The following is a 12,824-nucleotide window of genomic DNA, read 5'->3' on the forward strand; positions in this document are numbered from 1 at the left end:
CTTGATTTATTTATTGTTGGAAATGTCCATTTTCTGTTAACATGAAAGTACTCCGCCGCTTACCCGTGAGGGGGCGTGCCGGTTCGACCCCGGCCTCAGGCACCATGCGGCAAGCTCCGCAGCCCGCGACGGCGGGTATTCCTTTCCATTCATGCTGATCAATACGCTTGCGCCGCGCATTTGCCGCGTCGGCAACGGCAGCTGTACGCATGTGTCGTTACGGCAAGTCGCGGCGGGATAGTAAAATGTCGACTTCATCCACCAGACGAGCCGAGACCATGACTGAAGCTGTAGTGAAAACAGTGCAGTGCATTTCGCCCGCCGGATTGCACACGATGGCCTACAAGGAATGGGGCGACGCCCGCAATCCCAATGTGCTGGTGTGCGTGCATGGCGTGACGCGCGTGTCGGACGACTTCGATCGCATGGCGCGCGAGCTGTGCGATACCTACCGCGTGGTGTGTCCCGATGTGGTCGGGCGCGGCCGTTCCGGTCGCCTGAAGAATCCTCAGTTCTATACCGTGCCGCAATATGTGAGCGATATGGTGACGCTGCTGGCGCGCCTGGATGCGGAGATCGTCGACTGGTTCGGCACCTCGATGGGCGGCCTGATCGGCATGGGCCTAGCCTCGCTGCCGGAAAACCCGATCCGCCGCCTGGTGTTGAACGACATCGGCCCGTCCATCAACGGATCGGCGCTGGCCCGCATCGGCGAGTACATCGGCCAGGATGTGCGCTTCGATACCTTTGAAGAAGCCGCCAATTACATCCGTACGATTTCCGCCAGTTTCGGTACCCACAGCGACGAGGAGTGGCACAAGCTGGCCCACGACGTGCTGCGCCAGAACGACGAGGGCAAGTGGGTGCGCCACTACGACCTGTCGTTGGCGGTGCCGTTCAAGCTGACCACGCCCGAGGTCGCCAGCGCCGCCGAGCAGATGCTGTGGGCCGCCTATGATGCGATTCGTTGTCCGACCTTGCTGGTGCGCGGCGCCCATTCCGACCTGCTGTTGCCCGAGGTGGCGCAGCAAATGACGCAGCGCGGCCCCAAGGCCAGGCTGGTCGAGCTGCCCGACGTCGGCCATGCGCCGACCTTCATGCATGCCGACCAGATCGAGCTGGCCAAGCAGTTCCTGCTGGGCTGATCCCGCGCTTTTGAATATTTGATCTGAACCGCCAGTCCGCTGGCACCCGATGAATAAAGGAAACAACATGTCCGTACAACGCCTGCACGTCGGCAAGCGCCTCTCCGAAGTGGCCATCCACAACGGCACCGTCTACCTGGCCGGCCAGATCGCCGAAGACACCACCCAGAACATCGAAGGCCAGACCCGCGAGGTGCTGGGCCATATCGATCGCCTGCTGGCTGAAGCAGGCAGCGACAAGAGCAAGATCCTGTCGTGCCAGATCTTCCTGTCCGACGTGAAGGACTTTGCCGGCATGAACGCTGTGTGGGATGAGTGGGTTGCCGCCGGCAATGCGCCGCCGCGCGCGACCGTCGAGTCCAAGCTGGCGCGTCCGGAACTGCTGGTGGAAATCATCATCGTCGCCGCTCAGAAGTAAGTTGCCATGGTTTCGGTAGCAAGCATCCACGGCGAAGGCCTGGCTGCGATCACCGCCGGGCTGGGGCCCGACGACGTCGCTCGTGTTGAAAAAGCGCTGGCCGGCTTGGAGCCGCTGTATCAGGACAAGCAGATATTGTCCGGCCAGAACGCGCTGCAATTCGTCTTGTCGGTCGCCAGTGTGCTGACCGCGCTCAACGTCGACGCGCCGACGCGCATCGCCGGACTGGTGTTCGAGGCGCAACTGCTGTATCCGGAGTTGGCGGAAAAACTCGAGGAGCAATATGGCCGCGAGATCGCCGACCTGGTCGGCAACGTACGCCAGTTGATGCGTTTCCATAGCCTCAGTTTCAATGCCCCGCAGCAGGAGGTGCTGCGCGGGAAGAATGCCGCCCAGCAGGCCGCGGCACAGGTCGAGACCTTGCGCAAGATGTTGCTGGCGATGGCCACCGACATGCGCGCGGTGCTGGTGCGCCTGGCCTCGCGGGTGGCGACGCTGCGCTATTTTGCCGAGACCAAGCAGGAAAACGAGGCCAGCGCGCAATACGCCCGCGAAACCTTCGAGCTGTATGCGCCGCTGGCTAACCGCCTGGGGATCTGGCAGCTGAAGTGGGAGCTGGAAGATCTGTCGTTCCGCTTCCTGGAGCCGGCCACGTACAAGCGCATCGCCAAGATGCTGGAGGAAAAGCGGCTTGAGCGCGAGGCCTTCGTCGCCAACGCGATCGCGCGCCTGCGCGGAGAAATGGCGGCGCAAGGGGTCAAGGCTGAGGTCAGCGGCCGCCCCAAGCATATCTACAGCATCTGGAACAAGATGCGCGGCAAGTCCATCGACTTTTCCGAGCTCTACGACGTGCGTGCGTTCCGGGTGATCGTGGACGACGTCAAGACCTGCTACACGGTGCTGGGCATCGTGCATGACATCTGGACGCCGATTCCCGAAGAGTTCGACGACTACATCTCGCGCCCCAAGCAGAACGGCTACCAGTCGCTGCATACGGTAGTGCTGGCCGAGGACGGCCGCGCGCTGGAAGTGCAGATCCGTACCCACGAGATGCACCATTTCGCCGAATACGGCGTGGCCGCGCACTGGCGTTACAAGGAAAGCGGCGGCTCCAATTTCTCGGCGCAGAAGTACGACGAGAAGATTGCCTGGTTGCGCCAGCTGCTGGCCTGGAAGAATGAAGTCACCGACGCCGTGGTGGATCAGGAGGAGGTGCGCCGCGATTGGGTGGAAAAGCTCAAGTCCGCCACCCTGGACGAGCGTATCTATGTGCTCACGCCGCAGGCGCGTGTGATCGAGCTGCCCAGCGGCTCCACGCCGATCGACTTTGCTTACCACCTGCACAGCGACGTCGGTCATCGTTGTCGCGGCGCGCGCGTGGATGGCGTGATGGTGCCGCTGAACACGGTGTTGAAGAACGGCCAGACGGTCGAGATCATCACCGCCAAGAGCGGGCCGGGCGTGGGGCCGTCGCGCGACTGGCTCAGTTCCGACTACACCGCCAGTTCGCGCACGCGCTCCAAGATTCGCGCCTGGTTCAATGCGATCGAGCAGCAGGAGACTTTGTCGGTAGGCCGCAGCCTGCTGGAAAAAACGCTGCAGCGCGAGGGCAAGACCGCCGTTAATCTGGAAGAGCTGGCACAGAAGCTGGGCTTCGCCAAGGTGGATGATCTATGTCTGTCGCTGGCCAAGGAAGAATTCAGCCTGCGCCATGTCGAGCAGGCCCTGCACGAGGGCGAGGACAAGAAGCCCGAGATCGACGACGAGACCCTGATCACGCGCAAGAGCCGCGCCTCCAGCATCGTGCAGGGTGCTAAGTCCGGCGTGCTGGTGGTCGGTACCGACGGCCTGCTGACCCAGCTGGCGCGTTGCTGCAAGCCGGCGCCGCCGGATCCGATCGCCGGGTTTGTCACGCGCGGCAAGGGGGTGTCGATCCATCGGGTGGATTGCAAGAACTTCGCCGAGATGAGTGCGCACGCGCCGGAGCGCGTGATCCAGACTACCTGGGGCGCGCCGGCCAAGGATACGGTGTATCCCGTCGATATTTTCGTGCTGGCCAGCGATCGCCAAGGCTTGCTGCGCGATATCTCCGATATCTTCTTGCGCGACAAGATCAATGTCATCGGCGTGAGCACCCAGAGCAGCAAGGGGCATGCGCGTATGGCTTTCACGGCGGAGATCGCGTCGACCGAGCAGCTGCAGAAAGCGCTGTCGGTGATTCGTGAGGTCAAGGGCGTGATCGAGGCCAAGCGCCAGTAGGCGAAGGGCGCGATTTGTACGGGGAGGAGGGCGATGTGAAAGGCGTTGCTTTCTTCCCCGTTGGTCGCAAGTGCAAGCCGTTGGATGCTGTGTGAAATGAGGGGGGATAAAATATTTTCATATTTTTGTCATTTACCCCTTGGCAAAAGTGAAAAGGCGTCCTATACTCTTGCTTCTTCGTTAGGCGCGTAGCTCAGCTGGTTAGAGCACTACCTTGACATGGTAGGGGTCGTTGGTTCGAGTCCAATCGTGCCTACCAATTCTTCTGTTGATGCGGTCGAGTTGGATAGCGAAGAAAAACTGAAATGGAAGCGCGTATGCGGCTTCCATTTTTGTTTTGTGCGCTCGGTTTTTCTTCCTCCGCTATCTCTCATTCCTCTCCCGGTTCTTGTCTGCCTTTGTGGTGCTCATGGCGAGTGCGGTGCATAAGCGCTGCGCGGATGTGATTGGCGTTTGTGCATGACAAGGGGTGTGGGATTCAATCCTGTGCGATGAGAGGCACCTGCGCGTAATGGCGGCAAAACTGCCCCTGATCAACTGAGATGATAATTTCTCTTGGTCGAATCCTCGCTGTCGTGAGGAAACTTTCTGAAAATGCTTTAAACTTGCGATCGAATTTTTTCGTGAGTTTTCTATCTAACCCAATATCTTTCTACGGACGCGCGACTTAGCTATGGCGGCAGATGATCAGTATTTCTTAGTGGTCGATGACTTTTCGACAATGCGGCGTATCGTCAGCGGCCTGCTGAAGGAGCTGGAGTACACCAGGATTGCCGAGGCGGATGACGGTTCGTCGGCGTTGAAAATCCTTGAGGGCGGCGCCATGCCGATCACCTTCGTGCTCACGGACTGGAACATGCCTGTGATGGATGGCCTGACCCTGCTCAAGAAGATCCGCTCCACGCCGGCGCTGGCGCATCTGCCGGTATTGATGATTACGGCCGAGGCCAAGAAGGAGAACATCGTCGAGGCGGCGCAGTCGGGCGCGGACGGTTATATCGTCAAGCCGTTCAACGCGGCCACGCTGAAGGAGAAGATCGAGAAGATCCTGGCGCGTCGCGCCAATCTCGAAAAGGCATAAGGGGGTGCGGGTTGCTGGCCCGTTGCATGCTCGAATGAAAAACGGCATCCCAGTGGATGCCGTTTTTGTTTGTGCGCAACGCGCGTTGGGTCGGGCTCAGCCGCGGTTCAGTCCGAAGTAGGGGAGGATGTCTCCGCGGGTCCATGACTTCACCTCGGTGCCATTCTGCAATACCCGGTATTCCTGATGGCGTTCGCCGTTATCCAGCTCTACCGTGCGGCTTTGCAGGGTGTATGAAACATCGTTGATCACGGTATGGTGTTCGATGCAATTGTGTTCGTCAGGCATGTTGCGGTTCTCCGAAGGGCAGCGTGGATCGTAGCACGGGAGGGCGCCTGTATTTATGACTGTGTTGCGTTAAAAAAGCTCATTTGCATCTGTTAATGGTGAAAGAATTTTGAACAATTGGCGGCATGCAATTGTTGTGCGGAATTGTCGGACTTGGAGTAACTGCATGTAATTGTGCATAACGCCTTATTCATGCCTGAAGTTGGTTGTTGGGCAAGTAATGAACTTGTTCGGGCGCGGGCATTAATTTGCTATAATCAACGGCTCATCGATTGGCATATGCATTGGCCGCCCGACCGATGGGGCGCGCAGTCTTTGCGCGGATCCACACATTCATTCTGTAAGAGCGAGAAAGGCAAACCGGTTATGACACCGCGAACTACCACCGAGGGTTTCGAGCGACGCTAGTCGGGTTCTTTTTCGTCTTAAGAAAAAGCGCGGCTGGCCCGCGTTTTTTTTCGTCCGTCATTTTTGACATCATCTACCCAAAACAGGCAAGGCAGCATGGCTGCCGACATGGAGTGCAAAATGGTTTCAGTTCGTCTTCCCGATGGTTCGCAACGCCAGTTCGATGGCCCGGTGACGGTGGCGCAGGTCGCCGCCAATATCGGCACCGGCCTGGCCAAGGCGGCGCTGGCAGGCCGCGTTGACGGCAAGCTGGTGGATACTTCATTCCTGATCGACAAGGATTCTGATCTGGCCATCGTGACCGACAAGGATGCTGACGGCCTGGAAGTGATCCGCCACTCCACCGCCCACTTGCTGGCCTATGCCGTCAAGGAGCTGTTCCCTGACGCGCAGGTGACCATCGGCCCGGTGATCGACAACGGCTTCTACTACGACTTCTCGTACAAGCGTCCCTTCACCCCTGAGGACCTTGAGGCGATCGAGAAGAAGATGGCCGAGCTGGCCAAGAAGGATGAGCCGGTGACCCGCAAGGTGCTGCCGCGCGACGAGGCGGTGAGCTACTTCAAGTCCATCGGCGAAGACTACAAGGCAGAGATCATCGCCTCCATTCCGCAGAACGAGGACGTCTCGCTGTACAGCGAGGGCAAGTTCACCGACCTGTGCCGTGGTCCGCACGTACCGTCCACCGGCAAGCTGAAGGTGTTCAAGCTGATGAAGCTGGCCGGCGCCTACTGGCGCGGCGACTCCAACAACGAGATGCTGCAGCGCGTGTACGGCACCGCCTGGGCCAAGAAGGAAGACCAAGAGGCCTACCTGCACATGCTGGAAGAGGCCGAGAAGCGCGACCACCGCAAGCTGGGTCGCGCGCTGGACCTGTTCCACTTCCAGGACGAGGCGCCGGGCCTGATCTTCTGGCACCCCAAGGGCTGGTCGATCTGGCAACAGGTCGAGCAATACATGCGTCGCATCTATCAGGACAGCGGCTATCAGGAAGTGAAGGCGCCGCAGATCCTGGATCGTTCGCTGTGGGAAAAGACCGGTCATTGGGATAACTACCGTGACAACATGTTCACCACCGAGTCGGAAAACCGCGCCTATGCGCTCAAGCCGATGAACTGCCCGGGTCATATCCAGATCTTCAACTCCGGCCTGCACAGCTACCGCGACCTGCCGCTGCGTTACGGCGAGTTCGGCCAATGCCACCGGAACGAGCCGTCCGGCGCGCTGCACGGCATGATGCGCGTGCGCGGTTTCACTCAGGATGACGGTCACATCTTCTGTACCGAAGACCAGGTCCAGGAAGAAGTTGCTGCCTTCAACAAGGTGGTGCGTGAAGTCTATGATTGCTTCGGCTTCAAGGAAGTCGCGGTCAAGCTGGCGCTGCGTCCGGAAAAGCGCATCGGCGCCGAAGAGGTCTGGGACAAGGCGGAAAACGCGCTGCGCGAAGCCATTCGCGCCTCCGGCTCGGAGTGGGAGGAGTTGCCGGGCGAGGGCGCCTTCTACGGCCCCAAGATCGAATACCACCTGAAGGACTCGATCGGCCGTTCCTGGCAGTGCGGCACCATGCAGGTCGATTTCTCGATGCCGGCGCGCCTGGGTGCGGAATATGTCACGGAAGACAACGACCGCAAGGTGCCGGTGATGCTGCACCGTGCGATCGTCGGCTCGCTGGAGCGCTTCATCGCCATCCTGATCGAGAACCATGCCGGCGCGATGCCGCTGTGGCTTGCTCCGGTGCAAGTTGTGGTGCTGAATATTTCCGACGCGCAAGCCGATTACGTCAAGAGCGTTGCACAAACGCTGAAGAAACAAGGGTTTAGGGTCGAGACCGATTTGCGCAACGAGAAGATTACCTATAAAATACGGCAGCATTCCATTCAGAAGCCGCCCTATATCTTGGTTGTCGGCGATAAAGAACGGGATGCCAACACAGTGGCCGTGCGTGCGCGGGGCAATGTCGATCTGGGCGTGATGTCCATCGACACCTTGGTGGAGCGCCTCAAAACTGAGGTCGACACCAAAGCCTGATCAAGTTGATCGGAGGAAGCAAAAGCTTCCTCTTCAGCGCAAAAGCACGGCTTAATTTATTGGATTTTAAAAGGAAACGGCAATAGCTACTGACAAGTCGTCGCATCGCCTGAATCGCGAGATCACTGCGCCGGAAGTGCGCTTATCGGGTGTCAATAACGAGCCGCTGGGCATCGTCAGCTTGGCAGAGGCCTTACGCCTGTCGGAAGAGGCGGAAGTGGATCTGGTCGAGATCGCGCCAACCGCTCAGCCTCCGGTCTGCCGCTTGATGGACTATGGCAAGTTCAAGTACCAGGAGCAGAAGAAAGCTCACGAAGCCAAGCTCAAGCAGAAGGTCATCCAGGTCAAGGAAGTCAAATTCCGTCCTGGCACCGATGATGGCGATTACAACATCAAGCTGCGCAACCTGACCAAGTTCCTGGAAGAAGGGGACAAGACCAAGATCACGCTGCGTTTCCGCGGTCGCGAAATGGCCCACCAGGAGATCGGCATGCGCATGCTGGAGCGTTTGAAGGCTGATTTGGAGCCTTTCGGCCAAGTCGAGCAGTTTCCCAAGATGGAAGGTCGCCAGATGATCATGGTCCTGGCGCCCAAGAAAAAGAAGTAAGCAGTCACTGCAGTTAGCCGTATCCGGACGATGTCTCCCCGATATCGTCCGCGCCGCGAAAGCGGTCAAGCGTAAGGCCGACAAAGGATTTGCCCGGTGCAGTCAAATGTGCAGGGCAAAAGCGGCGAGGGTGAAAATCCCGCGCCGTCAAATAAGTGAGAGCAGGCATCAAAGAGCAGCGAGCATTGCTGCCACCTGCAATCATCAAAAAATGGAGCTGTCCGGAAGGACAGAGTTGCTATGCCTAAGATGAAATCGAAGAGCAGCGCGAAGAAGCGTTTTCGCGTTCGCCCGGGTGGCACCGTCAAGCGCGGTCAAGCCTTCAAGCGTCACATCCTGACCAAGAAGACCACCAAGAACAAGCGTCAACTGCGCGGTACTGAGGGCGTCCACGAGACGAACCTGAATTCCGTTCGCGCAATGCTGCCGTTCGCTTAACCTCACACTCAATTAAGGAGCTACTATGCCTAGAGTCAAACGTGGGGTAACAGCGCGTGCCCGTCACAAGAAAGTCCTCGCCCTCGCCAAGGGTTACCGCGGTCGTCGTAAAAACGTCTACCGTATTGCCAAGCAAGCAGTCATGCGCGCTGGTCAATACGCGTACCGTGACCGTCGTAACAAGAAGCGCGTGTTCCGTGCCCTGTGGATCGCCCGTATCAACGCCGCTGCGCGTTCGCACGGCGTGACCTACAGCGTGTTCATGAACGGCCTGAAGAAGGCTGCGATCGAACTGGACCGTAAGGTTCTGGCCGACATGGCTGTCACCGACAAGGCTGCATTCGCCGCCATCGTCAACCAGGTGAAGGCCAACATCGCTGCCGCCTAAATCGTCAGCGTGTTGATGCGGTCGCCGGCGGCCTCTACGTCAACGTTTCTACGTTAAATTATGCAGCCGGCGCTGCAATCCTGCGGGGCAAAGGTGAAATACCGATGCCCCGTATGTTTTTGATCCACCGATTTTCTGATCCCGCTTTGTGCGCGGATCTTTTTCTTTTCGACTTCGTCGTCGGATTTTCGATTGGAGCGAGACTTACCGCATGAATCCCCTAGACCAACTTCTGGGTCAACTCGTTACGCAGGCACAAGGCGATTTCGCCGCCGCGATTGACGCCGCCGCACTGGAAAACGCCAAGGCCAAGTACCTCGGCAAGACCGGCCAGATCACCGAGCAGATGAAGGGACTGGGCAAGCTGGCTCCCGAAGAGCGCAAGGCCCAAGGGGCGATCATCAACGTCGCCAAGGAACAGATCGAAAACGCGCTCAATGCGCGTCGCGACGAACTGGCCAACGCCCAGATGCAGGCGCGCCTGAATGCGGAAGCGATCGACGTCACGTTGCCCGGCCGTGGTCGCGGCGTCGGCGGCATCCATCCTGTGATGCGCTCGTGGCAGCGCGTCGAGGAAATCTTCCGCTCCATCGGTTTCGACGTGGCCGACGGCCCGGAAATCGAGACCGACTGGACCAACTTCACTGCATTGAACAGCCCGGAAAACCACCCGGCGCGCTCGATGCAGGACACCTTCTACATCGAAGGCAACGACACCCAGGGCAAGCCGCTGCTGCTGCGTACCCACACCAGCCCGATGCAGGTGCGCTACGCCCGCATGAACAAGCCGCCGATCAAGGTCATCGCCCCGGGTCGTACTTACCGCGTCGACAGCGACGCCACCCACTCGCCGATGTTCCACCAGGTCGAGGGCCTGTGGATCGCCGAGGACATCAGTTTCGCCGACCTGAAGGGTGTCTACCTCAACTTCGTCAAGGCCTTCTTCGAGACCGACGACCTGCAGGTGCGCTTCCGTCCCTCGTACTTCCCGTTCACCGAGCCTTCGGCCGAGATCGACATCGCCTTCGGCAGCGGTCCGCTGAAGGGCCGCTGGCTGGAAGTCTCCGGCGCCGGCCAGGTGCACCCGACCGTGGTGCGCAACATGGGCCTGGATCCCGAGCAGTACATCGGTTTCGCGTTCGGCTCCGGCCTTGAGCGCCTGACCATGTTGCGTTACGGGATCAACGACCTGCGCCTGTTCTACGAAGGCGACCTGCGCTTCCTGAAGCAATTCAATTAAATCGATAACGAAGCGCGCCGCGTGCCAGAACGCGGCGCGTCCGGCTGATAGCTGAAAGTCTGAATCATGCAATTCTCTGAAAACTGGTTGCGCACGATGGTTAATCCGAACATGACGTCGGATGAGCTCTCGCATTCGCTGACAATGTCCGGCCTGGAAGTGGAAGAAGTCGAGCCGGTCGCGCCGCCCTTCACCAATGTGGTGGTGGGCGAGGTGCTGGAAGTGACCAAGCACCCCGACGCCGATCGCCTGAACGTGTGCCGCGTCAACGTGCACACCGGCACCATCCTCAACATCGTGTGCGGCGCTCCCAACGTGCGCGCCGGCCTGAAGGTGCCGTGCGCCATGGTGGGCGCCGTGCTGCCGCCGGGCGCCGATGGCAAGCCTTTCGAAATCAAGGTCGGCAAGCTGCGCGGCGTGGAATCGCAGGGCATGCTGTGCTCGGCGCGCGAGCTGAAGCTGTCGGACGAAAACAGTGGCCTGCTGGAGCTGCCGGACGATGCCCCGGTCGGCCAGAATTTCCGTGATTACCTGCAGTTGAACGACCTCAAGTTCACCATCAAGCTGACCCCCAACAAGGCCGACTGCCTGTCGGTGCTGGGTGTGGCGCGCGAAGTGTCGGCGCTGACCGGCGCGCCGCTGAAGGCGCCGGCGTTCCAGTCGGTCGCATCTAACTTGGATGAGAAGCTGCCGGTGCGCATTTCCGCGCCCGACCTGTGCGGTCGCTTCGCCGGTCGCGTGATCCGCGGCCTCAATGCCAAAGCCGCAACCCCGCAGTGGATGAAGCAGCGCCTGGAGCGCAGCGGCCAGCGTCCGATCTCGGCGCTGGTGGACATCTCCAACTATGTGATGCTGGAGCTGGGTCGTCCGTCGCACGTGTTCGACCTGGACAAGATCCACGGCGGCCTCGATGTGCGCTGGGGCAAGAAGGGCGAGTCGCTCAAGCTCCTCAACGGCAATACCGTGGACATCGACGAATGGGTCGGCGTGATCTCGGACGAGAAGGAAATCGAATCGCTGGCCGGCATCATGGGCGGCGACTCCACCGCCGTTTCGCTGGACACCGCCAACATCTATCTGGAAGCGGCTTTCTGGTTCCCGCAGGCGATCCAGGGCCGTGCGCGCCGCTACAATTTCTCGACCGATGCCGCTCATCGCTTCGAGCGCGGCGTGGACTTCGCCACCGTGGTCGACCACATCGAGCGCATCACCGCGCTGCTGATCGAAATCTGCGGCACCCCGAATACCAAAATCGGCCCGGTCGACGACCAGATCGTCAACCTGCCCAAGCGCGAGCCGGTGCAGCTGCGCACCGCGCGCGCCACCAAAGTGATCGGCGTGGCCATCACCGACGAGATGGTGTCCGACATCTTCAAGCGCCTCGGCCTGTCGTTCACGCAAGAGCCGGGCCTGTTCTCGGTGACGCCGCCGTCCTATCGCTTCGACATCGAGATCGAGGAAGACCTGATCGAAGAAGTCGCCCGCGTCTACGGTTTCGAAAACATCCCGACCTTGCCGCCGGTGGCTGCCAACGCCATGCGCATCGCGCCGGAGAATACCCGTTCGCTGTTCGCCATCCGTCGTCTGCTGGCTGACCAGGACTATCAGGAGGTGGTCAACTTCAGCTTCGTCGAGACGGCGTGGGAAGCGGACTTCGCCGGCAATGCTGATCCGATCAAGCTGCAGAACCCGATCGCCAGCCAGATGAGCGTGATGCGTTCCTCGCTGATCGCCGGCCTGGTCGCCAACGCGCGCTACAACATCAATCGCAAGGCTTCGCGCATTCGTGTGTTCGAAGCCGGTGCGGTATTCAGCAAGAACGTCGCCGTCGCCGACGGCCCGCTGTCGGTGGCCGGTTTCGACCAGCCCAAGCGCGTCGCCGCACTGGCCTACGGCCCGGTGGTGGAAGAGCAGTGGGGGCAGGGCAGCCGCAACGTCGACTTCTTCGATGTCAAGGCCGATCTTGAGGCCCTGTTCGCGCCGCGCACGCTGCGCTTTGCCAAAACCGAACACCCGGCCCTGCATCCGGGACGCTCGGCGCAGGTGATGCTGGGTGAGCAAGTCATCGGCGTGATCGGCGAACTGCACCCCAAGTGGCAGCAAAAATACGACCTGCCGCTGGCGCCGGTGGTGTTCGAGGTGGATGCTGATGCATTGCAGCAGCGCGACCTGCCGACTTACGCCGAAATCTCCAAGTTCCCGGCGGTCAGCCGTGACCTGGCGCTGGTGGTCAAGCAGCCGGTGGCGGCCCAGCAATTACTGGATATTTTCGCTGCCGAAAAGCAGGCCAACCCGGCGTGCGGTATCATCCAAGCCATTGTTTTATTTGATGAATATCAAGGCAAGGGTCTGGAAAATGACGAAAAAAGCCTTGCGTTCCGATTCACCTTGCAAGATACTCAAAACACCCTTCAGGATGACAAGGTCGACGTTGCGATGAGTGCTCTGGTGACAGCAGCGACCGCAAAGCTTGGCGCCAGATTGCGTGCCTGATGTGATCCCCGCGAGTAAAACTAAAACAGAC

General features: G+C 59.8%; 11 protein-coding genes and 1 tRNA gene. 11 read left to right on the forward strand and 1 reads right to left on the reverse strand.

All coding sequences use genetic code 11. From position 1 onward, the window contains the following. The first annotated feature begins 278 nt into the window (after positions 1-278). The 5 genes from J8I26_RS02160 to J8I26_RS02180 all read left to right on the forward strand — a co-directional run bounded on the left by J8I26_RS02160 (position 279) and on the right by J8I26_RS02180 (position 4,903). Positions 279-1,145 carry an alpha/beta hydrolase gene (locus J8I26_RS02160; RefSeq protein ID WP_209603615.1) on the forward strand — a complete coding sequence of 289 codons (867 nt, stop codon included), beginning with the start codon at positions 279-281 and terminating at the stop codon, positions 1,143-1,145. A 67-nt stretch (positions 1,146-1,212) separates the two neighbouring features. Continuing rightward, entirely contained in the window at positions 1,213-1,563 is a 351-nt protein-coding gene (locus J8I26_RS02165; protein WP_209603617.1) for a RidA family protein, read from the forward strand. A gap of 6 nt (positions 1,564-1,569) precedes the next feature. Then, entirely contained in the window at positions 1,570-3,822 is a 2,253-nt protein-coding gene (locus tag J8I26_RS02170) for a bifunctional (p)ppGpp synthetase/guanosine-3',5'-bis(diphosphate) 3'-pyrophosphohydrolase (RefSeq protein ID WP_209603619.1), read from the forward strand. Positions 3,823-4,004: 182 nt separating this feature from the next. Further along, positions 4,005-4,081, forward strand: a tRNA-Val gene (locus J8I26_RS02175). 414 nt (positions 4,082-4,495) lie between these two features. Continuing rightward, entirely contained in the window at positions 4,496-4,903 is a 408-nt protein-coding gene (locus tag J8I26_RS02180) for a response regulator (protein WP_209603621.1), read from the forward strand. 96 nt (positions 4,904-4,999) lie between these two features. On the opposite strand, the gene J8I26_RS02185 is transcribed toward J8I26_RS02180, so the two are convergent. Beyond that, positions 5,000-5,191: a hypothetical protein gene (locus J8I26_RS02185; RefSeq protein WP_209603623.1), complete on the reverse strand. Its 192-nt coding sequence runs from the start codon at positions 5,189-5,191 to the stop codon at positions 5,000-5,002. Between the two features lie 528 nt (positions 5,192-5,719). Between J8I26_RS02185 and thrS the strand changes: the two genes are divergently transcribed. The 6 genes from thrS (at position 5,720) to pheT (ending at position 12,793) form a co-directional block, all read left to right on the forward strand. Beyond that, positions 5,720-7,627, forward strand: coding sequence for a threonine--tRNA ligase (gene thrS / locus J8I26_RS02190; RefSeq protein ID WP_209603625.1), 1,908 nt, complete (start codon positions 5,720-5,722; stop codon positions 7,625-7,627). Between the two features lie 82 nt (positions 7,628-7,709). Then, positions 7,710-8,234, forward strand: a complete 525-nt coding sequence (infC, locus tag J8I26_RS02195; RefSeq protein ID WP_209604750.1) for a translation initiation factor IF-3 — start codon at positions 7,710-7,712, stop codon at positions 8,232-8,234. A gap of 240 nt (positions 8,235-8,474) precedes the next feature. After that, positions 8,475-8,672, forward strand: a complete 198-nt coding sequence (rpmI, locus tag J8I26_RS02200; protein ID WP_006712688.1) for a 50S ribosomal protein L35 — start codon at positions 8,475-8,477, stop codon at positions 8,670-8,672. A gap of 25 nt (positions 8,673-8,697) precedes the next feature. Next, complete coding sequence (gene rplT, locus J8I26_RS02205) at positions 8,698-9,060, forward strand: 50S ribosomal protein L20 (RefSeq protein WP_006712690.1); 363 nt, start codon at positions 8,698-8,700, stop codon at positions 9,058-9,060. Between the two features lie 211 nt (positions 9,061-9,271). Continuing rightward, entirely contained in the window at positions 9,272-10,300 is a 1,029-nt protein-coding gene (pheS, locus tag J8I26_RS02210) for a phenylalanine--tRNA ligase subunit alpha (RefSeq protein ID WP_209603627.1), read from the forward strand. Between the two features lie 66 nt (positions 10,301-10,366). Beyond that, positions 10,367-12,793: a phenylalanine--tRNA ligase subunit beta gene (gene pheT / locus J8I26_RS02215; protein ID WP_209603629.1), complete on the forward strand. Its 2,427-nt coding sequence runs from the start codon at positions 10,367-10,369 to the stop codon at positions 12,791-12,793. The last annotated feature ends 31 nt before the right edge of the window (positions 12,794-12,824 follow it).

The sequence above is a fragment of the Herbaspirillum sp. LeCh32-8 genome, assembly GCF_017814915.1.
Lineage (GTDB): Bacteria > Pseudomonadota > Gammaproteobacteria > Burkholderiales > Burkholderiaceae_D > Herbaspirillum.